Here is a 25,333-nt window from a genome sequence, read left to right as displayed (position 1 = left end):
TTTTCTTGGTTGGGATCTGGTAGTCGGGGAAGTTCTGCGTCCTGGCGCCAGAGCCGCGCGACGTGCGCTCGGGCGAGTTCCGCGAGGACGCGGCCTATTCGGTGGCGCGCAGCCTGCTCGATCAGCCGGACCGGCCGACCGCGCTTTATGTGGCAAGCGGCCTGATGGCGCTGGGCGCGATGCGCGCTATAGCCGATCTCGGCCTGCGGTGCCCGGCGGATATTTCGATCGCCTCCACGGACACGATCCCAGGGATAGGCGGCCTGCGCCCGCGGCTGACGCGCACCGAACACCCGCTCGTCGACATGACCAACGAGGCGGTGCGGCTGCTTGTCGACCGGATCCGGCGCGGCGGCGAGGTGGAGCAGCGCAACATCGTGTTCCAGCCTTCGCTGGTGGTGGGCGACAGCTGCGCGCCGGTCGGCTTGCGCGAAAATCAAGCTCCGCGGTGACGATTATCTTCGGATTTCTGTCGTCCGGTCTCGGAACGTGGCCGTTGACGAAATCTCCGGCTACGACGGCATACGGCCTTCCCTGATGGCGGAAAAATAGCCATCCGTGCCCACCTGCCCACCCTTCATCGCGACTTCGAGGCCGTCTATCTCGGGCAGCCTGGAATGTGCCATGCACAGCGGCGAGCCGGGCGACTGCGGCAATGGCATGCGCAGCGTCAGGGCATCGACGCCGAGCCGACCGAGCGCGTGGCTCGAGGTGTCCCCGCCCGCAATGACCGCGCGTTTCAGCTTCTGCTGGACGACGAGTTGTCTCAGGATGTTGCCCAGCGCGCGGCCAAGCCGGTTGCGCGCGCCTTCATCCGTGTCGATTTCAGCGCCACGATCGGCATTGGGCCCAAGCGCGGTATAGAGCAGGACGCTACTGCCGGACGAAAGCGCCGCAAGGCCGGCGGCGACCGCGCGATCGATCGCCTGTTCGGTCATGGACAACAAGGCGATCGGATCGACCGGGATCGTTTCGAAGCCATCGGAGGCGGCGTGGCGGATCTGCCTTTCCGTCGTCGGCGAAACGCTGCCGGACACCACCGCGAGCCTGTCCACCGGGCCTGGTTCTGGAAACCGAGCCGTGCCAGATATCGTGCCATCGGCCTTCCACGCCTCGATGAGCGCGTATTCCACACCCGAAGAGCCAACCATGAAGCCGTTAGCCGATCTGGCGGCGCGCCACAGCGCATCGCCGGCAACTTTCTGTGAAAAGGCGTCGATGACGTCGAACAGCACGATGCCGGGTTCTGCGAGGGCAGCTTCGATCCTGCCTGCGGCGTCGGGCTGGGCAAGCGCAGCTAGATCGATCAGCCTTGACGGCAATTCGGTCTGCCTGCCGAGATGGCACAACAGGTCGGCCTCCTGCATCGGCGTCACCGGATGCCGGCTCATCACCGGATGCCGGTCGATGCGGAATATCTCGCCACGGTAGGCGGCAAACAAATTGCCGAAGGCCGTGTAGCGCTTGAGCTGCGGCGCGCCGACGACCAGCGGCACGCTGGCCTGGTCGAAGACGTTCCGGCCGATCTCGATAGCGCGGCCGATGTTGCCGATGGTCGGGCTGGAATCGAAGGTGGAGCAGACCTTGTAGTGCGTAACCACGCCGCCAAGCGTCTTCAGCCAGTTGAAGGCCGGCGCGAGATTGGCATCCATCCAGGCCGGGGTCTCGCTGCGGCTGGTCCCTGCCAGGCCCATGGCACGGCAGTTCACGAAACGCGCCAGCAGCCCGGCATCCGGGATTTTCGTGAACAGCACGGTCGGCACGCCGCCGAGCGACAGGGCTTCCATGACGTCGGTCGAGCCTGTGAGGTCGTCGCCGTAATAGCTGAGGAGAAGGCGCTCCGGCATCGCTGAAAATCAGGCCGCGTTCGGGTTGGCGCCGAATTTCTTCAGCGACTGGGCGAGTTCGGGATGGGTGCGCGCATAGTCGGCAAGCTCGATGCCCTCGACCGTCGCCTGCCATGCCTGCTGCACGGCGCGTACACCGGCGGCCGGGCCGCCGGGATGGCTGACGATGCCGCCGCCGCAGAGATACATGAGATCGACCGTGCGTCCGGTGCGGCGATAGGTTTCCGGCGCCTGGCCGCCCCATTGGCCTGATCCGGCGACCGGCAAGGGGCAATCGTCCGGCGAAAACAGCGGCGTGGAAACCGCCTTGAAGGATTCCACGAAAGACTCGTCCGGTTCCCAGTATTTGACGCCGATGCCGTTGATCTGGAACTGGTCGACGCCGAGCAGCCGCCAGAACTGCTGGTAGACGGAAAAATCCATGCCGAGGCCGGGATGGCGGGTGAGGATATCCCAGCCGTTGCGGTGCGCATGCAAGACAAGGTGCGAGCGTTTGCGCAGGAACGCCATGCCGCCCATGCCGATCGAGTTGATGTTGATCACGGCGCAATTGCCGCCCGCCTTCACGACGAGATCGTGGTTGCGCATCATCTCGTCGGGGTCGGCATGCGAGATGCCGAAGGCGTACATCACCTTTTTGCCGGTCTTCTGTTCGTGGTCGAGGATCAGCGGCATGATCGCCTTCACCCGTTCGCCGAGCGGCGAATAGGCCGGACTAATCAGCTTCTCGTCGTCCTTGATGAAATCGACACCGGATCGCACCAGTTCGCCGACCATCTCGGCCGTCTCATGCGGCCTCAATCCAAGTGCCGGCTTGACGATGGTGCCGATGATCGGTCGGCCGTGGACGCCGGTCTGCGCCCGGCTGCCGGATATGCCGTATTGCGGCCCCGGAAGCGCCCCTCGAAACGCCTCGGGCAGTTTCAGGCCGACAATGCGGATGCCGGTGAGTTCCTTGATGGAATAGGCACCGCCGATGGCGATCGTCATCAGCGCGGCGAGGTCCGTGCCGACCGCGTCCAGCGGAAAGGCGATGTCGGCTTCGGCGCGATGAAACGGACCGCCTTCCGCCGGCAACGACGGTGTTGGCGACGTTTCGAGGGGCCGCACGGCGAGCACTCGCGCCGCGACCCGCGCCTTCAACTCCTCGGTCTCGCCGGGCAGGGCGACGAACGTTCCGGTCGACTGGTCGCTGGCGATCTTGGCGGCCAGCGCCTCGACGCTGCTCGGCGTTTCGATCCGGTAGGTGACAATAATCTGCTGATCGGACATTTCGCCGGCGCTTCCCAATATCGGTCAAACTGGTATAATGAGTATCTCACTTAAGCAAGTGGAATGTCCGGTGCGGGCTCTGGCCTCGCTTCCTGTTTGATGATCAGATCGAACCCCTCGGCGCCGCCCAAATGTTCGAGCCTGCAAGGTACCCATGACCGCTCCCGAGCCCATCGTGCGGCGCAAACTCTCCGACGAGGTGTTTTCGCGCCTCGAACGCATGATCACCAGCGGCGAACTGGGGCCGGGCGACGACCTTCCGTCGGAGCGTGAACTGATGGAGCGTTTCGGCGTCGGCCGGCCGGCGATCCGCGAGGCCATGCAGGCGCTCGCCAATCTCGGTCTCGTCGCCATTTCGCATGGGGAGCGCGCAAAAGTGCTGCAGGTCAGCGCGCGCTCGCTGCTGCGCCAGGTCGATCTGCCGGCGAAGATCATGCTGTCTTCCTCGACCGATTCGCTCGAGCACCTGAAAAGCGCCCGCATTTTTTTCGAGCGCGGCATGGTGCGCGAGGCGGCGGAGAAGGCGACTGCCGACGAGATCACGGGCCTGCGCGCCATCCTCGACCACCAGCGCGCCAAGCAGGGCGATTCCGACGCTTTCATCGCCGCCGACATGGCGTTCCACACCCGTATCGCGGGGATTTCAGGCAATCCGATCTATGCCGCCGTCAGCGAGGCCATGCTCGGCTGGCTGAAGGAATATCACACCGAGGTGCTGATCTGGACCGGCAAGGAGAATTTTACCCTCGACGAGCACGAGGAGATCATTGAGCGGATCACCGCGCATGACCCCGACGGAGCCGAAAAGGCTATGATCAAGCATCTCGAGCGCTCTCGCGCGCTCTATACGCAAAGGGCGGCCGCCGGCGCTGCCTGATCGCGGTTGGCTTTCGGCTCATGCCAAAAGGGCGTGTATATCCACCGGCTGCCGGGTCGAAGCGCCCTGATACGCGGCCTCGACCAGGGCGAAGGTTTTGAGATTGTCGGCGCCGGATGTGTCGGGCTCGCGCCCGCTGTGCAGGCAGTCGGCCCAGTGCTGCTGGATCGCTGCAACGCTCTCCTGAATGTTGTGCCAGGGCCGCGATGCCCAATCGAGAAGCGGCGGTGAAGCGTCGGTCTTCGACGTACCACTCCGGCCGGTGACGGTAAGCTGGTAGCCCTGAGCGAGCCGGATCGTGCCGTCGGTCCCGTCGATCTCGACCAGCGTTTCCGGGAAAGGCTCGACCTCCAGTTTCGTCGCATAGCTGCAGTCGACCACCGAGGTGGCGCCGGATTCGTGGTCAAGCAGCGCGCTCGCCACATCCTCGCCGGCTATGTTCGGGTTGATCCGGGCGGTGCGTGCAGTCAGCGTCGCCACGTCGCCGAACAGGAACCGCGCAATGTCCAGGATGTGGATGCCGAGATCTTCGACGATGAAGCGTTTTCCGGTCGCCAGATAGGGCTGGCCGGAAAACACGTCGAAACCGGAGCGGAACGAGATGCGACCGAAGAACGGTTTTCCGATCTCGCCGCTCTCAAGCACCCGCTTCACCGCCTGGATCGGGGACTGCCAGCGAAAGTTCTCGTGGATCATCAGCGGCACGCCGGCCGCCTTGCATGCCGCCACCATCGCCTTGGCGTCATCGAGCGTCGGCGCGAACGGTTTTTGGCAGATCACCGGCAGCCTGTGCGCGGCCGCCAGTTCCACCAGCGCGCGGTGGCTGCCGACCGTCGTCGCGATGTCGACGAAGTCGAGATTTCCCTTCTCCAGCATCTCGGCGGCATCCTGATATCGCCGCTCCATGCCGAACTGGTCGCCGACGATTTTCAGCCGTTCCGGATCGCGGTCGCAGATGGCGGCGATCGACGCTCCCTCGGCGTCGCGCCAGCCAAACATCTGGTTGACCGCGAAGAAGCCGCAGCCGATCAGCCCGCCCCGAAGCGCAGCCACGATCAGCCAGCCTTGGCCATCTGCATCAGCGTCACGCGCTGCTGCAGCTTGCGTTGCGCCTGGTCGACCACGACCGCGACGATGATCACCAGACCCTTGATGACCATCTGCCAGAACGAACTGACGCCCATCATAACGAGCCCGTCGGACAATATGCCGATGACGAAGGCGCCGACGATGGTGCCGCCGATCGCGCCGCGTCCGCCCGACATCGACGTGCCGCCCAGCACCGCCGCCGCGATGGCGTTCAGTTCGAAGGTCTCGCCGGTCGCAGGGTGCGAGGCCATCAGTTCGGACGAGATGATCAGCCCGACGATGCCCGCGCAAAAGCCGGAGAACATATAGACGAACATCTTGACCATGTTGACGCGTACGCCTGAAATGCGCGCCGCGCGCTCGTTGCCGCCGACAGCGTAGATGTGGCGGCCGAGCGGCGTGTATTTGGCGAGATAGGCAGCGCCCAGCGCCACCACGATCAGCAGCCACACCGACACGGGCAGGCCGAGGATGCGGCCCGCGCCGAGATAACCGTAGCCGGTATTGCCGAGGTCCGGATTGCCAATGAGATTCGGGAAGGTGCGCCCGTCCGAGGACAGCAGTGCCGCACCGCGCGCTACATACAGAGTGCCAAGCGTGGCGATGAAAGGCGCCACGTTGAGTTTGGTTATCAGCAATCCGTTGATCGCGCCGATCAGGATGCCGACGAGTAGCGTGATCAGGATGATCTCGAGCACGTTGAAATAAACGGTATAGCCGATCTGCAGATCGATGCCGTTCAGCACCAGGAAACCCGCCACCATCGCGCAAAGGCCGACGATCGAGCCGACCGACAGGTCGATGCCGCCGGTGATGATGACGAAGGTCATGCCCATGGCGAGGAACGCGTTCAACGCCACGTGCTTCGACATGAGGATCAGGTTGGCGGTCGACAGGAAGCTCGGAACCGCCAGCGAGAAGAACAGGATGACCGCGATCAGCGCGATGAAGGTGCGCGCTTTCATCAGCGTCAGCAGGATCGAGCCGCTGCCCGGCGCGCCGGCTCCCGCGCGTGCTGCCGCGTCAGACATGGGTTTTCTTCTCCGATTTTCCCGACGGCCCGTGGCCCAGCGCGGACGCGGCCACGATCGCCGCCTCCGTCGCCTCCGCGCGGTCGAACATGCCGGTCAGTTTTCCGTTGCTCATCACCGCGATGCGATCCGACAGCGCCATCACCTCGTCGAGGTCGGAGGTGGCGAACAGGATGCCAAGCCCCTCGCGCGACAGTTTCCGCATCGTGCGGAACACGTCGGCCTTGGCGCCGACGTCGATGCCGCGGCTGGGCTCGTCCATCAAAAGCACCTTCGGGCCGGTCAGCAGCGCCTTGCCGATCACCACCTTCTGCTGGTTGCCGCCGGACAGCGACGACACCTCGTTGTCCGGGTCGGCGACCTTGATCGACAGTTCGCGCACCATGCCCCGCACCGCCTCGCGCTCCGCCTTGCCGTCAATGTGGAAGAGCCGCGCGAATTTTTTCAGGCTCGACATTGTGAGATTGCTCGCCACCGACAGGATGGTGACGAGGCCCTCGCGTTGCCGGTCCTCCGGGATCAGCGCCAGTCCGCGGCGGATGCGTCCCGTCGTGTCGCGCTCGCGAACCTGCTGGCCGTCGAGATAGATTTTTCCCGTCGAATGGGCGTGCCTGCCCATGATGCAGTCGAACAACTCGCTGCGGCCCGCGCCCATCAGCCCGTATATGCCGAGAATCTCGCCGGCCCTCACCGACAGCGAGACGTGATCGACCGCCAGCCCACCGGTCGCCCGCGGCAGGCTGATCTCCTCGGCGCGGAACACTTCGGCGCCGGGCTTGTGGTCGTCCGCCTTGGCGAAATCCTTGGCGTCGGAGCCGATCATCTGACGCACGATCCACTGCGTGTCGACGTTCCTCATCTCTTCCTGCCCGGTGATGCGGCCGTCGCGCAGCACCGTGATGTAGTCGCCGATGCGGATCAGTTCCTCCAGGCGATGCGAGATGTAGACGATGGCCACGCCCTCAGCCTTCAAATCGGCGATCACCTTGAACAGGATCTCCACCTCGGCCGCGCTCAGCGCGGAGGTCGGCTCGTCCATGATCAGCACGCGGGCGTCGAGCGACACGGCCTTGGCGATCTCGACCAGCTGCTGCTGGCCGATCATCAGGTCCTCGACCATCATGTCGGGCCGGATGCCCGCCTGCAGCCGGTCGAGGAACGCGCCCGCCTTGCGCTGCTGCTCGGCGTGGTCGATCTTGCCCAGCCGGTTGGTCACCTCGCGGGTGGCGAAGATGTTCTCGGCGACGGAGAGATTGCCGAACAGGTTGAGTTCCTGGAACACCATGCCGATGCCGCGCGCCACCGCGTCGCCGGACGAGGCAAACGACACCTGCTGGCCGTCGAGCAGGATGCGTCCGCTGGTCGGTTTCTCGACGCCGGCGATGATCTTCATCATGGTCGACTTGCCGGCGCCGTTCTCGCCGACGAGCACGTTCACCGCGCCGCGCCGTACGTCGAAGCTGGCGTTCTTCAGCGCAATCGTGCCGGAATAGACCTTTGAGACGTCTTCCAGCCTGAGGATCACATTGTCGGCGGGCCCGGTCATGGCGCCGGCCCGATTTCGGCTTCGGTCGGCGTCAGCAGCGGCAGGTCGTTGCCGCTTGCGGGCACATAGGCGCCGAGCAGCTTGGCGGTGCGGCCGTCAAGTGCTTCGCGCGGCAGCTTCGACAGGACCGTTTTGTCGGAATAGGTGTTGAACGCCTTGCCGTATTGGGCGAAGTCGATCTGGTTGGTGAATTCGTTGAAGTTCACGAAGTCGAGCACGTCGCGCAGCGCGGTGCCGCGCAGCGCCGGCCCGATCTGGGCGCGCAGGTCGGCCTTGCCGTCACCGTCGACATCCACGTCGATCGAGCCCGCCCGCGACTGCGTATTCGACGCGACGATCTTGCCTTCGGCGCGCGCCGCATAGGTCCAGGGCGAGTTGGCCTGTTTCTTGGGATTGCCGTATTTGTCGCCGGCGGCCTTGGCGTCGGATTTCGCCAGCGCATTCACCTCGGCGAAGTGACCCGCCTTCTCGTTGAGATAGGGGATGACCTTCGAAGCCCAGATGTCCTCGACCATCTTGTCCGGATTGAAGGTGTTGGCCGCGGCCGCGCGATCTTCCTCGGTCGGCGTCGGCAGGATCTTGCAGCCGGCCAGGCAAAAAACCGTCAGCGCCGCAAGGATCGGCCAGGAGAACCTGTCAAACATGGCTTTCGACTACTCGAAATGGATGCGAGGGACGAAGCCGTCCCTCGCAGGTCGCAATACGGGCGTGATGCGAGTCGCACGCGCCTCAATTGGTCAGCGCGAACGTCTCGAGCTTGGCGGCATTGTCGCCGTTGACCAGCACGCAGTCCATCAACTGCTTCTCTTCGGCTGGACCCTTGCCCGTCTTGATCCAGGCATCGGCCTGCTCGACCGCCATCTGCGCCTGCGCGTAGGCCGGCTGCAGCACGGTCGCCTTGATGCCGCCCGCCTTGATCGAGTCGCGGACGTCGTTGGAGCCGTCGAAGCCGACGACGATCACGTCCTTGCGGCCGGCCGCTTCCAGTGCCGCCCACGCGCCCATCGCCATGGTGTCGTTGCCGGAGATGACACCCTTGATGTCCGGGTTGGCCTGGAGGATCGATTCCATCTTGGAGAAGGCTTCGGTCTGGCTCCAGTTGGCCGACTGCTGGGCGACCATCTTGAGGTCCGGATATTCGTCGATCACGTCATGATAACCCTTGGAGCGGATGCCGGCGTTGGTGTCGGACTCCTTACCGACCAGCTCGACATAGTTGCCCTTCTCGCCCATCAGCTTGACGAACTCCTGCGCGCCGAGCTGGGCGCCCTGGTAGTTGTTCGAGACGATCTGCGCGGCTGCGACGCCGGTGGCGTTGATCTCGCGATCGATCAGGAAGGAGGGGATGCCGGCGTCCTTGGCCTTCTGCACCGCGGCGACGGTGGCGTCGGCGCCGGCATTGTCGAGGATGATCGCCTTGGCGCCGCGGCCGATCGCCGTATCGATCAGTTCGGACTGCTTGTTGGCGTCGTCGTCATGCACGAGAACCAGCGTCTCGTAGCCGAGCTCCTTGGCCTTGGCTTCCGCGCCGACTGCTTCCGCCTTGAAGAACGGGTTGTCGTGCGACGGCGTGATGATGGCGATGAGGTCGGCGGCGTAGGCCGGAGCCGCGACGCCCATTGCAAGTATGCCGGCGAATGCGGCAAGCGTCAGTCTGCGATTGAGTTTCATATGGAGTCCTCCCGTTGAAAAAATTGGTCCGTTTGATTGTATGAGGGCAGTCTTGCCGGCGATCAGGTGATGCGCCGGATGCTTTCGGCGATCTCCTGGGGCTCGAAGATCTTCTTCCAGTCGTCGCGCATCAGGACAGGTTTGCCGAATTCGATGGCCTTGTTGCAGGCGTCGGAAAAAGCGCCTTCCCGCTCTCCGAAGATGACGGAGGCGAGCACGTTGATGTGGCCGAGCAGGAAATCGAGCGCCGCCTGCCGGTCGACGCCGCGCTTGACCACCTCGTCGACACCCTCGCGCATGACCTCGAGCAGCGAAGCGCACATGGTCTCGGCCAGCGCCGGCTCCAGCATGGCGAGCTGCTCGACGGTGACGCGGTGCGAGCGCATGACCGGCGCCCAGATCGTTTTGGCGATCGCCTCGCCCTTGGTGTAGTCGGCTTCCGGCCCTTGCATCAGCGCGCTGACGATGTGCTGCTTGGCCTTCACGCCGCCGAAATAGTCCTTCTTGGCATCCATCTCCGTCTCGTCGTTGAACAGCGGCGGATGGCACGGGTGGGTGATGAAGTAGGTAAGGTCGGGACGCTTCGGCAGGTGGCCGGCGGCGGGCGCGGCGGCGTCGAGCACGATCACTATGGTGCCCGGCACGAGTTGGTCCTGGATGCCCGCGGCGACCTTGCCGATATGGGTATCCGGCACTGCGAGCACGACGACATCCGCCCCGCGAAGCGCCTCCTCGACGGATACGGTGTCCAGGCCGAGACCGGACTTCAGCCGCTCGCGGCCGGCCTCGCTGACTTCTACATGGCGCACCATGTAGGGCGAGCCGCGAAAATTGCTGGCGAGGCGGTAACCCATTTTGCCGCCGGCGCCGAACAGCGCAACCGTTGTCATAAACCGCTCCGAGAGATCGTGCAGGAAAACGTGCAAATTCTGACACTGGTATAATGAGTATGTCAGCATGAAGCAAGAGCTTATTCGGTGAGCGCGGCGTGTCGTTGATGCCGCCGTCTCGCCTCGGAGGTCAGCCGGGATTCGTCGGCCTCATCGCGGAGCCATCTCAAGATTTATGGTTGACATAGAAAAACACTCGGTAACGCTAGTTGCAAGGCGTTGCTGGTTCCGGCCGTTTCTGGTGCCGGCGTATCAAACACGGTTGGGAGGTTGTGTCGGCGTCGCTGCCGGCACTGTGTTACCGGATTGATCGAGGACCCTGACGGCCAGCCCTGCTGGCCGTGATCGGGAATTCGACACGCGCCGGCAGGCAGCCATTCGCTTCGGCGAGCCATCTCATCCGCGAGAACAGCGTCCATGTCACCCTGTGGGAGGGGCGATGCCGGTCAAGGTCCATCTCGCGCTCGCCACGGTGCTTCGCGACATCGGCGCCGACACGATGTTCGGTCTGATCGCCGATGGAGACGAGGACGATCTGGAGCGCCCGGTACGGGCGATCGGCAGGAGGGACAGGTCTCGGCCGCTCCTGCTCGACCCCGACTTTATCCCCTCCCACTAGAGGCCGGCTGGAATGCCTAACAAGCCAATGTCGTCTCACGTTATTCGTCTCACAATATGGACTACGGAGCCTTCTCTGTTGACGGTTTTTTCGATTGGTGTGACAGTTTCCAGCGAAAATTTTGGATCACACGCGGACTCGCATGCGCCAAAGGCTACCGCATAATGAGACAACTGGACGCGTTGCGAGTTGAACCGACCGCATACGTTGCCGATGCCGCGTCATCGCCTCGGTGCGCTGGCGCCACGGCAGACAAGCGCGACGTCTTTTCAGTTATTGCCCGCCATGCGGCGAGCAACGCCGACGCCACGGCCCTGAGCGGTGCGGGGCGTAGCTGGACATTCGAAGTGCTGGTCGACCATGGCGAGAGACTGGCGGCGGCATTGATTTCCATGTGCCCGGAGACGGACGTCCGGGTTGCCGTGGTGGCGGACAATCATCCGCTGACCTGCCTGGTCTATCTGGCCTGCGCCCGCGCCGGGCTGGTCGTCAGCCTCATCAATTCCCGGTTCCGCGAAAGCGAGCTCGCCATCGTCTTCGCAAAACTGGAGCCGCATCTGGTGATCGCCGATGCGGCCCATCATGCCGCCGTCGATGGCGCGCTGCGGGAGGTAGGGTTCCGGCCGCTGCGCGCGGCGCTCGACCGGGACGGGTCGGGACTGCCGAGCGTCGGCGAATGGACGAAAGGCAGGCGCCATGACGGACCGCTTCCGGACGCTGACGCCGTTTTGGAGATCAGTTGGACGTCCGGCACGACGTCGGCGCCGAAGGGCGTGATGCTGACGCATGATGCCGCTCTCTACAGAGCGGAATGCGAGGTCGACCTGTTCGGGCTGGGGGCTGGCGACACGTCCGCCGTCATCACGCCGCTCTTCCATCAGTCCGGCATCCGCAACACGGTGCTTGCGACCTGGCTGGCGGGTGGCCATGCGGTAATCCTGCCGCGCTTCGACGCCGCGACCTTCTGGGCCGACATGGCGCGTTTCCGCGTCACTTATCTGTGCATGGTCGAGACGATCCTGCTCATGCTGGACCGCAGGGAGCCCTGTGTCGAGGAACACGACAACACGCTGCGGCGGGTGCTCGCGGCCGGCGACCCGGATGTGGTGCGGCGCTCAGAGCAGCGCTTCGGTTTCCGCGTGGTCCAGGTCTGGGGGATGACCGAGACGGGCGTGTCGACGGGCGTGCCGCGCTCCATGCCGCTGGACACGGTGAACATGCTGCGCGACTGGGGCAAGGGGGCGCCCGTGGCGGGCTGGGCGCTGGGATCGAGTTTTGTGCGGCTTGTCAGGGATGGTAGGGAGGTTCGCGGCGAAGGCGCTCAAGGTGAGATCCAATTCGCCTCGCGCATGCTCCTTTCACGCTATTTCCGGGACCAGGAGGCGACCGCCGCCGCATTCGACGGCGATTGGTTCAAGACCGGTGACCTCGGCATGTATGGTCCCGACGGCGTGCTCTATTTCCTCGACCGCATCAAGGACGTGATCCGGCGCGGCGGCGAGAACATCGCCTCCAAGCAGGTCGAGGACGTGCTGGCGGCACATCCGCGCGTCGGCAAGGCGGCGGTGATCCCCGTGCCCGATCCGCTCTTCCTGCAGGAAGTGATGGCTGTCGTCGTGCCGAGCGGCGACGTGACGGCGGAGGACCTGTGGTCGTGGTGCGACGAGCGCCTCGCCCGCTATAAGGTGCCCCGCTACATCAGCTTGACCGACGGCCTGCCGATGAACAGCAGCGGTCGGGTGCAGAAGCGGATCCTGGTAGCGAACGCGCTGACGGACGACGGCCGGACTTTTGACCGTCGCAGTGAGAGGGAGCGGTCATGAGCGACCTCGTGCTGCCGCGCGTGCCGCGTTTTCCCATCGAGGAAGGCCACATAAAACTGTTCGCGCGTGCGCTGGGCGACGGCAACCCGATCTATGCCGATCTCGACTACGCCGGGCGCTCGCCGCTGGGTGGCGTGATTGCGCCCCCGACATTCAGCGAAGCGGCGAACCATTTCGACGAGGACTGGCCCTTCCGGCCGCGGTTTGGGCAACCCTGGTTCGGTTCGTCCGCAAGCCCGAGTGGCGTGCCAGCCGCCAGCAACGGCGGAGGCACCGCCATGCATGCGGAAACCCACTTCACCTATCACCGCCCGTTGCGGCCAGGAATGGTGCTGTCTGTGCGCCCGCGTCGGGGCCGCCGCTGGGAAAAATATGGCCCGCGATCGGGAAAGCTGACCTTCAGCGAAGTCGTTTCGACCTTCGTGGACGGGCAAGGGGCGCCTGTCCTCGATTGCGCGACCGTAGCGTTGAGAACCGAGCGCATCGTGGAGGAGACTGTCGGGGCGCCGGCAACCGCCAAGCCACAGGCCACCGCGCCGAAGACGCTTCCGGTCGCGCTTCTCGACCGGGACAATTGCAAGGTCGGCCTGAGGACCGAGGCCACGCTGGTCGAAAATCTGACGCGCACGCAGATCATCCAGTATGCCGGCGTGTCCGGGGACTTCTCGCCGCAACATACGGACGAGGTCTTCAACACGCAGGTCGCCGGCTACCCGACCATTTTCGCGCACGGCATGCTGACCATGGGCATGCTCGGCAGGGCGCTCACCGATTTCGTCGGCGACGGGCGGCTCAAGACCTTCGGCTTCCAGTTCCGACGGCAGGTATGGCCGGGCGACTCGCTGTTCGCGGCGCTCGAAGTCACCGCAACGGGGGAAGGGCCGCAGCCAATCGCAACGCTCGCACTGTCGGTGAGCAATCAGCACGGCCAGTTGGTCGGCAAGGGATACGCCACAACGCTCGTCAGCTAAGCGGACGGGGGGCCGCTTGCTGTCAAAGGACAAGACACGAACAGGGGAATGAAGCGGGCGCATCCGCGTCCGATTTCGGAATACCGGACAAGCAGGGAGGAGAACATGCTTGCGAGACTGAAGATTTTGCTGTGTTCGATGGTCGCCGCCTGCTCGATTAGCCTGGCGCAGGCGGCCGACATCGATCCGGAGGGAACAGTGACCATGGCCTGGGCGGGGCCGATGACCTCGCTCGATCCGCATGTGGTCACCGGCACCGCCGACCAGATCTACACGTTCCTGATGTATGACCGGCTGACCAATGTCGACGCCAACTTCGTCATCCAGCCGATGCTGGCGAAGTCCTGGGCTTTCGGCGAAGGCGGCAAGACGCTGGTGCTGCAGTTGCGTGATGACGTGGTCTTCCACGACGGCACGCCCTTCAATGCCGCGGCGGTCAAGGCCAATCTGGAGCGCGCTAAGACCGTCGAGGGGAGCACCGTGAAGAACGTGCTCGCCAGCATCGCATCGATCGACGTGGTGAGCGATTTCGAGGTGCGGCTCAACCTCAATCTGGGTCAGGGCGGCGATCTTCCAGCCGTTCTTGCCAGCAGCGCCGGCGCGATGATCAGCCCGAAGGCGATCGCCGACGGAAGAGACCTGCGGCTCGACCCGAAGGACGCCGGGTCCGGCCCCTATATGCCGACCGTCGCCCGGCCGAGCGATACCGTCATCTACGTCCGTGCGCCGGTCAAATACTGGGATCCGACCGCCGGCCTGCTCAAGCAGTTCGAAGTCCGCTTCGTCACCCAGGCTGCGGCCCGCCTGAACGGCGTCAGGGCCGGGCAGTTCGACCTCGCCCAGATCCTCGGCAACGACATGGAGGCCGCCAAGAAGCTCGCGCAAAGCGGGACGCTGGTGGCGCACGATGCCCAGTCGTCCAACGTCCAGTCGCTGCTGATCAGGGCGGACCGGCCGGCGATCGGCAATCTGAAGCTGCGCGAGGCGGTCGCCCACGCCATCGACCGTGACGCCATCTCCAAGGCGGCGTTCGCCGGCAACTGCCTGGTCACGGACCAGCCGGTCATCAGCACCCATTGGGCCTACAACAAGGATCTGGCGGGATTCTCGAATTTCGATCCGGAGAAGGCCGCTGCGCTGGTGGAGGAGAGCGGCGTCAGCCAGCCTTCGTTCGACATCGTCTTCAGTCCCGGCACGTCCTGGGAGCCGCAGGCGAACATCGTCCAGGGCATGCTGGCCAAGGTCGGCATCGACGCCAAGCTGACACCGATGCCGCAGGCGGATGCCTTCAACGCGTTTCGCGAGGGGCAGGTCGATAGCTTCCAGTATGTCATCCCCGCCACTGTTGACCCCAGCATCATAGTCAACTCCCTGCTGACGGGCGGCTATGCGCTGGCGCCGGCCGGCGTGAAGGACAAGATCCTGGAGATGGCCAAGCTCGGCACCGACCCCTCGCAATCGAACGAGCAGCGCGCGGGTACCTACCGGGAGCTTTTTAAGCTCGCGGCTGAGGATGTCTGGCTGTTCCCGATCTGCGCTTCGAAGGCCGTCTGGGCGCACAAGAAGACGCTGGTCGGCGTGGAGGATGCGCGTTGGTATTTTGCTTCGCTGCCTGATTTCCGCGGCATCGCGGTTGCCAGGTAGGAACCTCGATAGATGGCGGTGCCCGCTCTCCTTCTCAGGCGTCTGTTGAGCGCGGTGCCGCTTCTTTTCGTCGTCTCCTTCACGGTCTTCCTGCTGGTCGCGCTTGCTCCCGGTGATCCCGCCGCGCGGCTCGCCGGGGAAAATCCAACCAGGGAGCGGGTCGAGGAGGTTCGCCGCGCGCTCAATCTCGACGCACCCCTTGTCGAGCGTTACGGCCGCTGGCTGGTTGCGGCGGCGACGGGCGATTTCGGGCGTTCGCTGGCCACGACGGAACCGGTTGTCGAGGTGATGTCGCGCCGTGTCCCCATCACCTTCTCGCTGACGGCGTTGGCGCTTGTCATCAGCATCGTGCTTGGCCTCGCTGGCGGCATCGTCGCCGCCGTGTGGCGCAACGGCGTCGCCGACCGCGTCGTCACGGTGCTGGCTTCGCTCGGCCTCGCCCTGCCGGCCTTCTGGGTCGCGCTCATCCTGGTGGTGCCGCTTGCCATCGACCGCAACTGGTTCCCGGCGCTGGGCTACGTGCCGCTTTCCTCCGGCGTCGGCGAATGGCTGCGCAGCCTCACGCTGCCCGCCGTCACGCTTGCGCTGCTGCCGGCCTCGGAGATGGCACTGCAGGTACGCGCGGCGCTGATCGAGACGCTGGAAAAGGACTACATCGTCGCCGCGCGCGCCCGCGGCCTGTCAGTTGCGAGCATCACGCTGAAGCACGCGCTCAAGAACGCGGCGATCCCGGTCGTCACCGTGCTCGGATTCCGCATCGCCCAGCTTCTGGGCGGGTCGGTCATCATCGAAAGCGTGTTCGCGTTGAACGGGCTCGGCACGCTGGCCATCACCGCCGCGCTGGCCTCCGACATGCCGGTGCTGCTCGGGCTGACGATGGTGACGACGCTCACGGTCATCGCCGTCAATTTCCTGGTCGACGCGTCCTATCTCTATTTCAATCCCAAGGGGCGCGGCGCGTGAGGAAGGCTCTCTACTACGGCGCGCTGGCGGTCATCGCCGTCTTCCTCATCATGGCGCTGCTCGCACCCCGGATCGCGCCCTACGATCCCAATCTGCAGGATCTGCTGGTCCGGCTGGAGCGTCCGTCGGCGCTCCACTGGCTGGGCACGGACGAATACGGCCGCGACCAGCTTAGCCGCCTCATCTTCGGCGCGCGCGTCTCCCTGCTGGCCGCGATCGAGGTGGTCGCCGTCGGACTGCTGATCGGCGTGCCGGCCGGCGTTCTCTCCGGGTTCTTCCCGGGCGTGGTCGACGGAGTGCTCAGCCGGATCAGCGACGGGCTGATGAGCGTGCCGAGCCTTGTTCTCGCGCTGACCATCGTCGCCGTGCTCGGGCAGGGGCTTGGGAGTGCGATGTTCGCCGTCGGCATCGTGTTCACGCCGCGCTTCTTCCGGGTCGCGCGCGCCTCGACCTACGAGGTGCGGCAGGAAACCTTCATCGAGGCGTCGTTTGCGATCGGCTGCACGTCGTGGCGCGTCGCCTGGCGTCACGTCCTGCCCAACGCGATGTCGCCCCTGGTCGTCCAGATCGCGGTGGTGCTGGGCGCGGCGATCACGGCGGAGGCCAGCCTGAGCTTCCTAGGCCTCGGCGTCCAGCCGCCGACGGCGAGCTGGGGCGGCATGCTCGCTTCCGCCTATGCCAACCTCTACGAAGCGGCCTTTCTCATCTGGGCGCCGGGGATCGCGATTGCGACGACAGTGCTTGCCTTTACCATTCTCGGCGACGAAGCCCGCATTGCCCTGGGCACGCGGCAGGTCGCGGGAGCGTGACGATGCCGAACCATCCGCCCCTGCTGGAGGTGCGCGACCTCACGATCGAGTTTCCGTTCGGCAAGCGCTGGACGGCGGTGGTGAGCGATGCGCAACTGACGCTCGCCAAGGGCGATACGGTCGGGCTGGTCGGCGAGTCCGGATCCGGCAAGTCGGTCACCTCGATGGCCGTGCTCGGGCTGATCGGCGAACTCGGAGGGAGGGTCACGCGCGGTTCGATTCACTTCGACGGTAACGATGTGGTCAAGGCGCGCCCGGGTCTCCTGCACCAGTTGCGGGGCGACCGTATCGGCATGATCTTCCAGCAGCCCGGACGCAGCCTGAACCCGGCCTTCACCGTGGGCGACCACATTGCCGAGACCGTCCGCCGGCACCGCAACGTCTCGCGCGCTGAAGCGTGGAAGAAGGCCGTGTCGCTGCTCGACCGGGTGGGCATCGCGCGGGCCGGAGAGCGGGCCAGCGACTACCCCCACCAGTTCAGCGGTGGGATGTGCCAGCGCGTCATGATCGCGATGGCGATCAGTTGCGAGCCGCAGCTTCTGATCGCCGATGAACCCACCACCGCGCTCGACGTCACCGTGCAGGCCAAGGTGCTCGAACTGCTCAACGAATTGATCCGCGAGAGCGGCATGGCCATGCTCTTCATCAGCCACGACCTGACGGTGGTGTCGGAAGTCACCCGCCGCGTCGTCGTCATGTATGCCGGGGAAACCGTCGAGAGCGGGCCGACGAGCCAGGTCTTCTCCACCCCGCAACACCCCTACACGCGCGGGCTGATCGCATCGATACCGGGCGGCGGCCGCCAGCAGAGGCTCAAGCTCATCCAGGGTGGCATTCCGTCTCCTGCCGCCGTAATCCCGGGATGCCGGTTCCATCCGCGCTGCGACAGCCGCGTTTCCGACCTATGCAATACACAGGCGATGGCGCTACGCGAGATCGGTAATGGCCGTTCGTCCCGCTGCCTGCGTGCCGGCACGGCGTCCGCGTCATGACGATGCTTGAAGTCGAGGGCCTGACCAAATCCTATGTGCGCCGGCGCGATGTCTTCGGCCGTGCCACCGATCGGGTGGACGCGGTGTCGGGCGTCAGCCTGATGCTCGGGCGCGGCGAGACGTTGGCGATCGTGGGCGAATCCGGTGCAGGCAAGTCGACCGTCGGCCGCCTGATCCTGCGGCTGATCGAGCCCCACCAGGGCAGGATCCTGCTTGACGGGGTGGATCTGCGCGCGCTGTCGCGCAGCCAGTTGCGGGCCAGCCGGCGGCACATGCAGATGATCTTCCAGGACCCGTTTTCCTCGCTCGATCCGCGCATGACCATCGGGGAATCGGTGGCCGAGCCGATGCTGCTGCATCTCGGGCTGCCGAAGGCGGAGCGCAAGGAGCGGGCAGGGGCGCTGTTGCGCCGTGTGGGGCTCGACGAAACCTATGCCGACCGCTTGCCGGCCGGTCTGTCCGGTGGCCAGCTCCAGCGCGTCGCGATTGCCCGGGCGCTGACGCTCAATCCCAAGATCATCGTCTGCGACGAGCCGGTGGCCGCGCTCGACGTATCGGTTCGCGCGCAGGTCCTCAACCTGATGGCCGAATTGCAGGAAGAGTTCGGAGTGTCCTACCTGTTCATCTCGCATGATCTGTCGATCGTCCGCGCCATTTCCGACAGGGTTGCCGTCATGTCAAAAGGCCGCATCGTCGAGACGGGGCCGACCGAGCAGATTTTTGGCGCGCCGGTCGACGATTACACGATCGAGCTGATACGCGCGATCCCCAGGTTGGCCCATGCCCTGACACCGGTGAGCGGCGCGTTTGCGGAAGGAAGAGCCCGACATGCCGTCGGTGAATGAAAGACCCAAGGCGGAGAAATGTGGAATGACCCGGCAGGTTTACAAGTTCGTGGTGCTGACGAATGCCGTCGAAGGCCGCGATGCGGAGTTCAACGACTGGTACTCGAACGTACATCTGGCCGATGTGGTGGCAATCCCCGGCATCCTCAGCGCCGAGCGGTATGAACTCGCGGAAGCGCAACGACCCTTGCCGCAGCCCTTCCGATATCTGGCGATCTACGAGATCGAGACGGACGACCTGGAAGGCGTGACCGCCGAGCTTGGAGGCGGTCGGGGACCCCCGCCATGGTTATCTCCGATGCCATGGCGAAGGAGAGGCTTGCGGCGATCTTCAAGCCTCTGTGACGACTATCCCGGGGCGCGAGCGACACCCGGAGCGCCACTTGCCGGGGCCTATGCCGGGGCTCAGGCTGCCGAAGGCGCGGGCCGGCCCGCGTGGGTGAAGTGCGGCTCGACGATGGTGCGGTTCGCGACCAGCGCCTTCTCGGAGAGGAATTTCGTCGATGTCCATCCGCCGTCGACGGCGATGCACTGGCCGTTGATCCAGCGGCCCTGTTCGGAGCACAGGAAGGCGATCGTGTTGGCGACGTCTTCCGCCGTCCCCCAGCCGAGCGCCGGGGTCATGTCCTCGTTCATGCGGCGGTAGGTCTCGCTGTTCATCCGGTCGTTCGTCATCTCGGTCTCGACAACGCCCGGCGCCACCGCGTTGCAACGAATGCCGACGCTGCCGTACTGGCAGGCGACATGGGTGGTCAGGCCGAGCAGGCCGGCCTTGGCGGCGGAATAGGCGCCGCCCCTCAGCCCTCCGACCAGCGCGTAGGTCGATGAGATGTTGACGATGCAGGATTGCGGCCCCAGGACGCCCACGGCCTCGCGGATGAAGCGGAACGGCGCGCGCAGCATTAGGTTGAGATTCTCATCGAGGGAGGCGTCGTCGGTCTCGTGGACCGGCTTCGGCCGTCCGATGCCGGCGTTGTTCACCAGATAGTCGAGCCGGCCGAAGCGGGACATGGCCAGCGCCACGGCTTCTTGCGGCGTGCTGTCCGCCGTGGCGTCCGCCGATAAAATCGCCACGTTGCCCGCATGTTCGCCGGCGGCCCCGACCAATTCCTCGAGAGGTTTCGTTCGGCGTCCCAACGCGACGACGGCATCGCCGCGCCGCAGGAAAGCGAGCGCGGTGGCGCGGCCGATGCCGGTTCCGGCCCCCGTGATCAGAGCAACCTTCAATTTATTCTCCATGCTAGGTGAGCGGCGGGGCCGCATGTGATATCGCCGAGGTCGGCTTCATCCGACCTCGCTTTGCGCGCGGCCGATCAGCGCCGTGCGCAACTGCGAACGCTGTATCTGTCCGGTGGCCGGCGTGCGTGGCAGCACATCCACCTGCATTACCCTGCGCGGGTGCTTGTGCGGCGCGATGCGGCCGGACAGGTGCGATCGGATCGTCTCGACGACGGGCAGTTTTGCGCCCTCGTGCAAAACCATGGCGGCGCAGACCACCTCGCCCCAGGTCGGATCCGGCAGGCCGATTATGGCGACGTCGTCCATGCCGGGAAGGCCGGCCATGGCGGCTTCGACTTCGGCGGGCGCGATTGTCTCGGCGCCGGAGCGGATCACCTCGCGCCGCCGCCCGACAATGCTGATAAAACCGTCGGCATCGGCTTCGGCGAGGTCGCCGGTGTGATACCAGCCGTCGACAAGCGTCTCCGCTGTCACCGCTGGCAGGTCGAAATAGCCGGACATCATCTGGTTCGAGCGGCCGGTCAGTTCGCCGTCGACGATGCGCAGTTCTGTCCCCGGGGTCGGCAGGCCGACGCTGTACGGTTTCAGCTTGAGGTCGCCATCGCCGATGGTGGTTCCGGTCCCGAGTTCCGTCGCCCCCCACGAACTGGTGCAGTCGGCCTGCGGGAATTTTTCCTTGATGCGTTCGATGAGCGCCGGCTCGAACCGGTAGGTGCCGGTGCGGGCCCAGCGCAGCGACCCGGTCTCGAAGGCGGCGCCATGATCGAGCAGCCGTTCCCAGATCGCCGGGATCGCGTACATGCTTTCCGGAGCCCATCTGTCGATCAGCCGCGCGATCGAGCCGGCGTCCGCCCTGGGTGTCAGGTGGATCGTCCTCAGATGCATCCAGGCGACGAGCAGAAAGTTCCAGCCGGCCCAGTGGAAAAGCGGGAACATGTTGACCTCGCCGCCTCCGCCGCAGGACGGCGTGCGGGTCGCACCCGCCAGCGACCGGTGCCAACTGGCGCGATGCGATACCATCACGCCCTTGGGCTCGCCGGTGCTGCCGCTGGTCAGGAAAATCGCATGGATGTCCTCGTCATCGACGACGGTCTCGACGGGCTGCTCGGAAGCGCGCGCGAAGGCTTCTTCGAGGTCGATCGCCGGGCCGCGGCCGTTCACAACGGCGACACGCACGCCCAGCGAGCTTTGCAGGTCGGCGAGCTGCCGGTGCATGATGCCGTCGCCGACAACGAGGGCGGGCCGGACATAGCGGATCTGCGCTTCGGCCTCCGCCTGCGAAAGGCTGTCCTTGAAGGGCACGAAGACCACGCCGATCTTCTGCGTGGCGAAGAACACGTCGACTTCGCGCAGCGACATCGGACCCCAGTACATCAGCCGGTCGCCTCGGCGCAGGCCGAGGCCGAGAAGCGCGTTGGCCATGCGCGTCGCGGCGCGGTCGGATTGCGCAAATGTGCGGGTTTCATCGCCCAGCGTCACCGACAGGCGCGACGGTACGGCAGCCGCGGCGAGTTCCAGAATCCGACCGACCGTATGTTCGAATCTCACGACGATCCTCCTCCCCGCGGCAGCGCCGATCGTAAAGCCGCGGTCGGTATCGTCAATGTTTTTCTATTCCATCATGAAATATTCCGTGGGCCGGCGCCCTGGAAGAACAGGATTTTCATGGCGTCGGCCAGCCGCTCCGGCGGCGAGATGTCGGCGCGGAACCATTCGACGGCCCAGTTCATGCTGCCGAGCATGAGCATCCTCAGCATGGTCATGTCGATATCGGTTCGGATCTCGCCGGCTGTCGCCGCCTCGTCCAGCAGTGTTCGCCAGATGGCGTTGATGTCGCGGCTGATGTTGATGGCGCGCTCGCGCACTTCGGGCGAGATCTGCGCGGCGATGCGGTGGTCGGCCCGCACATAGTCGTCGTCCTTGAGGATGTGGCTGAGATAGACGGTGAAGGCGGTTTCCAGCCGCTGACGCTTGCTGGCTGAGGCCGGCAGCGCGTCGAGCGCGTCCTTCAGCCCGGTGGCGACACGCGCCGGCACGTGGCAGATGATGTCGGAGACCAGTTCCTCCTTGTTGTCGTAGTAGTAGTAGAGTCCGGTCAGATGCATGCCGGCGCGTTCGGCGATATCACTGAGCCGCGTCAGGCTGTAGCCCCGCTCCGCGAACAGCGCGGCGGCGGCGTCGAGAATCTGCTGCCGCGTCGCCTCGGACTTCCGTGTGGCCTTGCGCCCGGAAGCTCTTCTGCTGACGTGCTCGGCGATGGGCTGCGGGTCCGGATTATCCATGCGCCATAATCACCGGCCCGTGTACGAGCGTCAATTGTCGGCAGCCGGCGCCCGCCGTCGGTAGCCCGATCGTTTTCCAAGATTTCTAGTTGACATAGAAAAATAGCTTGGCTACGTCGGATACGGCCAAGGGAGGCACGCATGGAATACGAGACCTTCGTCTCGGGCATCGGCGGGCAGGGCATCCAGCTCATCTCGAAGATGTTCGCCGTCGCCGCGATGGCAAACGGGCGGCATGTGATGCTGAGCGGCGTCTATGGCGGCGAGATGCGGGGCGGCAAGTCGCTGGCCACGGTTGTCCTGGGGCTTGAGCCGCTACGCGCCTTGCCGGTCACCGCGCAGGCTTCCGCGGCCGTCGTCCTGCACGGCAATTTCTGGGAAGCGCCGCGCGAGCGGTTGCGTGCGAATGCGCTGATCCTCGCCGACAGCGAGATTTCGGCCCAACTGACGACGGAGCCGGACCAGATATTCGTCGAGGTCGCGGCGACGCGGTTGGCGCGCGAAATCGGCAACCCGCTGGTCGGCGGCATGATCCTGATGTCGGCCTTTGCCACCGCCACCGGGCTCGTCACAACCGAGCAGTTGCTGGTTGCCATGCGCAGCCTCGTTCCACCGCATCGGTCCCAGCATCTGGCGGCAAACGAGCAGGCTATCCACGCCGGAGCCCGTGCGATCGAGCCCTTGAGCCACCGGGTCGTGCTGGAGCCCGCCGCCGGGAGGCAGGCGGCATGACGAAAGCCGTCCAATCCGGCGGCACGGTGGTCATTGCCGCAGACCGCTGCAAGGGCTGTGAACTCTGCATTCCAGCCCGTCCGCCGCGTGTCCTCTCCATGTCGTCGGAAAAGAACGCGCTCGGCTACTACTTTCCGATCCTCGCCGACGGCTGCACGGGTTGCACCGCCTGCAACCTGGTCTGCCCGGATTTCGTTTTCGAGGTCTATCGGCTGAACCCGCCCGCCATGAACAGGGAGCCGGCGCAACGATGAGCAGGGTCTTTTGCGACGGCAGCGAAGCGATTGCCCGCGCGGCGATCGCATCTGGGCTGAAGTTCTTTGCCGGCTATCCAATGGCGCCGTCATCCGACCTGCTGGAGCAGATGATCGCCAGGCTGCCGAAGGCCGGCGGCGTCTGCATCAGCGCGGATACGGAGATCGAAGGCGTCAACATGGCGCTGGGCGCGGCGATCACCGGAGCCCGCGCGGCGACCGGTTCGACCGGGCAGGGTGTGGCGCTGATGCAGGAAACCATCGCCGAATGCGCGCTGCACGAGACGCCATTGGTCGTATTCACCGTGGGGCGGATGCAGCAGGACTATTTCCAGTCGACGCGCGGCGGCGGCTGGGGAGACTATCGCACGCTGTGCATGGCGCCCAAGGATGTCACCGAAGCCTACGAACTCACCCAACGGCTGTTCCATCTCGCGGACAAGTACAGGATGCCCTGCATCCTCCTGACGGACGGCATGCTGGCGCGCACCCAGGTCAGCGTCGACCTCGCGTCGGTCGAATTCGAACCCCTGCCGCCGAAGGACTGGGCTGTCGACGGAACCGGCACGGGCAGCGGACGCTCCAAGACGCACTGGACCTGGGCCGAGGGCAAGGTGAACAATCCGGGTCCCGGACCGCAGCGCCACTGGAGCAATCTTGCGGAAAAATTCGATCATGTCGCCGCGGTCGAGCCGCGGTGGGAGGTGCTCCATGAGGAGGATGCCGAAACGCTGATCGTCGCTTTCGGCACGGCCGCCAAATTCGTCGAATACGTGGTCGGGGAGATGCGGGCGGAGGGCCACAAGGTCGGCCTTTTCCGCCCGATCACGCTGTGGCCGTTCCCGGTCGACGCGCTGGAGCAGGCAGCCGCAAGCGCCAGGGCCGTCGGCGTGTTCGAACTCAACGCCGGCCAGATGATCGACGACGTCAAGCTGAGCGTCCCGAACCGAAGACTGGTGAAGGCGATCGGCGGAATCTCCACCGACAGGTCGGGCCTCAGCATCGGCGAACTGCTCGATGCCCCGGTCGTCCGCAACAGGATCGAAGCGCTGATGATGGGAGAAAAGGCATGAATGTCGCCACGCCGGTTCCGGACAATGCTGTCAAGCGGGCGCCCTTCGGTCCCAAGCTGCTGCTGAGCGAGGATCACCCGCTATGCCCCGGCTGCGGCCATCCCGTGGCGCTGCGCGTCATCCTGGAGACGCTGCAGGCGCTCGGCCTGGAGGGCCGCTCGATCGGCATTTTCGGCCATGGCTGCTCGGCACTGATGATCGGCACCATGGATGTCGACATGAACCTTGCCTTGCACGGCCGCGCGCCGGCAACCGCCACCGGCGTCAAGCGCATGCTGCCAGACAGGGTGGTCTTCACCATGCAGGGGGACGGGGACATGGTGAGCGAAGGCCTGGCCGAGGTGCTGCACACCGCGGCGCGCGGCGAGAAGATCTGCTGCTTCCTGCTCAACAACGGCGTCTTCGGCGATACCGGCGGCCAGATGACGGCCGCGTCCGTTCTCGGCCAGCGCACCAAGACGGACATGGGTGGCCGCAAAGCCGAGGAACACGGCTACCCGATCGCCATCACCAAATTGCTGGCAAGCCTCGACGGCGTGTCCTACGTCGCCCGCGCCTCCGTTCACAACGCCGCCGGCGTCACGCTGGCGAAGCGTTTCGTGCGCCAAGCCTTCGAGCATCAGCTTCAGCGGACCGGCTTTTCGCTGGTCGAGATCCTGACCATGTGCCCGACCGGATGGGCAGCCAAGACCAGCGACGGCCCGGGTTACATGATGGACACGCTGGGCAGGCAGCTCGAACTGGGAGAACTCAAGGACGTTTTGGCCACCCAATAGGGGCCGCCCAAGCAAGCCGGTCCGCGGGCTGGCGTCGGAAACACAACTTTTCAGGGACCTGGGACCGTGCGCCTTCGGCGCGCGCCGC

General features: G+C 65.2%; 25 protein-coding genes. 14 read left to right on the top strand and 11 right to left on the bottom strand.

The features are described from left to right. The first annotated feature begins 41 nt into the window (after window positions 1-41). A complete protein-coding gene (locus ACH196_RS02830; RefSeq protein ID WP_396644767.1) occupies window positions 42-452 on the top strand; it encodes a substrate-binding domain-containing protein in 411 nt (136 codons plus the stop codon). A gap of 60 nt (window positions 453-512) precedes the next feature. Here the strand turns inward: ACH196_RS02830 and ACH196_RS02825 are convergent, their stop codons facing one another. After that, on the bottom strand, window positions 513-1,847 hold the full coding sequence (locus ACH196_RS02825) for a four-carbon acid sugar kinase family protein (protein WP_396644755.1): 1,335 nt from the start codon (window positions 1,845-1,847) through the stop codon (window positions 513-515). Window positions 1,848-1,856: 9 nt separating this feature from the next. After that, window positions 1,857-3,119: a 3-oxo-isoapionate-4-phosphate decarboxylase OiaX gene (oiaX, locus tag ACH196_RS02820; RefSeq protein WP_396644753.1), complete on the bottom strand. Its 1,263-nt coding sequence runs from the start codon at window positions 3,117-3,119 to the stop codon at window positions 1,857-1,859. A 154-nt stretch (window positions 3,120-3,273) separates the two neighbouring features. Between oiaX and ACH196_RS02815 the strand changes: the two genes are divergently transcribed. Continuing rightward, on the top strand, window positions 3,274-3,996 hold the full coding sequence (locus ACH196_RS02815; protein ID WP_396644751.1) for a transcriptional regulator NanR: 723 nt from the start codon (window positions 3,274-3,276) through the stop codon (window positions 3,994-3,996). 18 nt (window positions 3,997-4,014) lie between these two features. On the opposite strand, the gene ACH196_RS02810 is transcribed toward ACH196_RS02815, so the two are convergent. From ACH196_RS02810 to ACH196_RS02785, 6 genes are all read right to left on the bottom strand, one after another. Then, the gene (locus tag ACH196_RS02810) at window positions 4,015-5,049 is read right to left on the bottom strand and encodes a Gfo/Idh/MocA family protein (RefSeq protein WP_396644749.1); all 1,035 of its coding nucleotides are present in this window, start codon (window positions 5,047-5,049) and stop codon (window positions 4,015-4,017) included. A gap of 2 nt (window positions 5,050-5,051) precedes the next feature. Then, a complete protein-coding gene (locus ACH196_RS02805; protein WP_396644747.1) occupies window positions 5,052-6,116 on the bottom strand; it encodes an ABC transporter permease in 1,065 nt (354 codons plus the stop codon). Next, window positions 6,109-7,662 (bottom strand): sugar ABC transporter ATP-binding protein, encoded by a 1,554-nt coding sequence (locus ACH196_RS02800; protein ID WP_396644745.1) that lies wholly within the window; start codon window positions 7,660-7,662, stop codon window positions 6,109-6,111. The genes ACH196_RS02805 and ACH196_RS02800 overlap by 8 nt, the downstream gene beginning before the upstream one ends. Next, on the bottom strand, window positions 7,659-8,306 hold the full coding sequence (locus tag ACH196_RS02795) for a DUF2291 family protein (RefSeq protein WP_396644743.1): 648 nt from the start codon (window positions 8,304-8,306) through the stop codon (window positions 7,659-7,661). The genes ACH196_RS02800 and ACH196_RS02795 overlap by 4 nt, the downstream gene beginning before the upstream one ends. A gap of 85 nt (window positions 8,307-8,391) precedes the next feature. Then, window positions 8,392-9,333, bottom strand: coding sequence for a D-ribose ABC transporter substrate-binding protein (locus tag ACH196_RS02790; RefSeq protein WP_396644741.1), 942 nt, complete (start codon window positions 9,331-9,333; stop codon window positions 8,392-8,394). Between the two features lie 62 nt (window positions 9,334-9,395). Further along, window positions 9,396-10,223 carry a phosphogluconate dehydrogenase C-terminal domain-containing protein gene (locus ACH196_RS02785; protein WP_396644739.1) on the bottom strand — a complete coding sequence of 276 codons (828 nt, stop codon included), beginning with the start codon at window positions 10,221-10,223 and terminating at the stop codon, window positions 9,396-9,398. Between the two features lie 439 nt (window positions 10,224-10,662). On the opposite strand from ACH196_RS02785, the gene ACH196_RS02780 reads away from it, so the two are divergent. The 8 genes from ACH196_RS02780 to ACH196_RS02745 all read left to right on the top strand — a co-directional run bounded on the left by ACH196_RS02780 (window position 10,663) and on the right by ACH196_RS02745 (window position 18,889). Next, window positions 10,663-10,842, top strand: a complete 180-nt coding sequence (locus tag ACH196_RS02780; RefSeq protein ID WP_396644737.1) for a hypothetical protein — start codon at window positions 10,663-10,665, stop codon at window positions 10,840-10,842. A gap of 164 nt (window positions 10,843-11,006) precedes the next feature. After that, window positions 11,007-12,665, top strand: coding sequence for a class I adenylate-forming enzyme family protein (locus ACH196_RS02775; protein ID WP_396644735.1), 1,659 nt, complete (start codon window positions 11,007-11,009; stop codon window positions 12,663-12,665). Beyond that, a complete protein-coding gene (locus ACH196_RS02770; protein WP_396644733.1) occupies window positions 12,662-13,636 on the top strand; it encodes a MaoC/PaaZ C-terminal domain-containing protein in 975 nt (324 codons plus the stop codon). Before ACH196_RS02775 ends, ACH196_RS02770 begins: the two co-directional genes overlap by 4 nt. A gap of 105 nt (window positions 13,637-13,741) precedes the next feature. Next, window positions 13,742-15,280 (top strand): ABC transporter substrate-binding protein, encoded by a 1,539-nt coding sequence (locus ACH196_RS02765; protein ID WP_396644731.1) that lies wholly within the window; start codon window positions 13,742-13,744, stop codon window positions 15,278-15,280. 12 nt (window positions 15,281-15,292) lie between these two features. Then, window positions 15,293-16,243 carry an ABC transporter permease gene (locus ACH196_RS02760; RefSeq protein ID WP_396644729.1) on the top strand — a complete coding sequence of 317 codons (951 nt, stop codon included), beginning with the start codon at window positions 15,293-15,295 and terminating at the stop codon, window positions 16,241-16,243. Next, a complete protein-coding gene (locus tag ACH196_RS02755; protein ID WP_396644727.1) occupies window positions 16,240-17,052 on the top strand; it encodes an ABC transporter permease in 813 nt (270 codons plus the stop codon). Before ACH196_RS02760 ends, ACH196_RS02755 begins: the two co-directional genes overlap by 4 nt. A gap of 2 nt (window positions 17,053-17,054) precedes the next feature. After that, a complete protein-coding gene (locus ACH196_RS02750; RefSeq protein WP_396644725.1) occupies window positions 17,055-18,044 on the top strand; it encodes an ABC transporter ATP-binding protein in 990 nt (329 codons plus the stop codon). Beyond that, window positions 18,041-18,889 carry an ATP-binding cassette domain-containing protein gene (locus ACH196_RS02745; RefSeq protein ID WP_396644723.1) on the top strand — a complete coding sequence of 283 codons (849 nt, stop codon included), beginning with the start codon at window positions 18,041-18,043 and terminating at the stop codon, window positions 18,887-18,889. The genes ACH196_RS02750 and ACH196_RS02745 overlap by 4 nt, the downstream gene beginning before the upstream one ends. Before the next feature lie 405 nt (window positions 18,890-19,294). Here ACH196_RS02745 and ACH196_RS02740 read toward each other — a convergent pair whose 3' ends face one another. The 3 genes from ACH196_RS02740 to ACH196_RS02730 form a co-directional block, all read right to left on the bottom strand. Then, window positions 19,295-20,116 (bottom strand): SDR family NAD(P)-dependent oxidoreductase, encoded by an 822-nt coding sequence (locus ACH196_RS02740; protein ID WP_396644722.1) that lies wholly within the window; start codon window positions 20,114-20,116, stop codon window positions 19,295-19,297. A 57-nt stretch (window positions 20,117-20,173) separates the two neighbouring features. Then, window positions 20,174-21,676 carry a class I adenylate-forming enzyme family protein gene (locus ACH196_RS02735; RefSeq protein ID WP_396644720.1) on the bottom strand — a complete coding sequence of 501 codons (1,503 nt, stop codon included), beginning with the start codon at window positions 21,674-21,676 and terminating at the stop codon, window positions 20,174-20,176. Window positions 21,677-21,747: 71 nt separating this feature from the next. Beyond that, window positions 21,748-22,410 (bottom strand): TetR family transcriptional regulator, encoded by a 663-nt coding sequence (locus ACH196_RS02730; protein ID WP_396644718.1) that lies wholly within the window; start codon window positions 22,408-22,410, stop codon window positions 21,748-21,750. 141 nt (window positions 22,411-22,551) lie between these two features. Between ACH196_RS02730 and ACH196_RS02725 the strand changes: the two genes are divergently transcribed. The 4 genes from ACH196_RS02725 to ACH196_RS02710 are packed head-to-tail and all read left to right on the top strand — an operon-like array spanning window position 22,552 to window position 25,245. Then, a complete protein-coding gene (locus ACH196_RS02725; protein ID WP_396644716.1) occupies window positions 22,552-23,142 on the top strand; it encodes a 2-oxoacid:acceptor oxidoreductase family protein in 591 nt (196 codons plus the stop codon). After that, window positions 23,139-23,396 carry a 4Fe-4S dicluster domain-containing protein gene (locus ACH196_RS02720; protein WP_396644714.1) on the top strand — a complete coding sequence of 86 codons (258 nt, stop codon included), beginning with the start codon at window positions 23,139-23,141 and terminating at the stop codon, window positions 23,394-23,396. The genes ACH196_RS02725 and ACH196_RS02720 overlap by 4 nt, the downstream gene beginning before the upstream one ends. Further along, window positions 23,393-24,469, top strand: a complete 1,077-nt coding sequence (locus ACH196_RS02715; RefSeq protein WP_396644712.1) for a hypothetical protein — start codon at window positions 23,393-23,395, stop codon at window positions 24,467-24,469. Before ACH196_RS02720 ends, ACH196_RS02715 begins: the two co-directional genes overlap by 4 nt. Further along, window positions 24,466-25,245, top strand: coding sequence for a thiamine pyrophosphate-dependent enzyme (locus tag ACH196_RS02710; RefSeq protein WP_396644710.1), 780 nt, complete (start codon window positions 24,466-24,468; stop codon window positions 25,243-25,245). The genes ACH196_RS02715 and ACH196_RS02710 overlap by 4 nt, the downstream gene beginning before the upstream one ends. The last annotated feature ends 88 nt before the right edge of the window (window positions 25,246-25,333 follow it).

The organism is Mesorhizobium sp. IMUNJ 23232, assembly GCF_044326205.1.
Lineage (GTDB): Bacteria > Pseudomonadota > Alphaproteobacteria > Rhizobiales > Rhizobiaceae > Kumtagia.
This window is presented reverse-complemented; position numbering and strand designations above follow the sequence as displayed.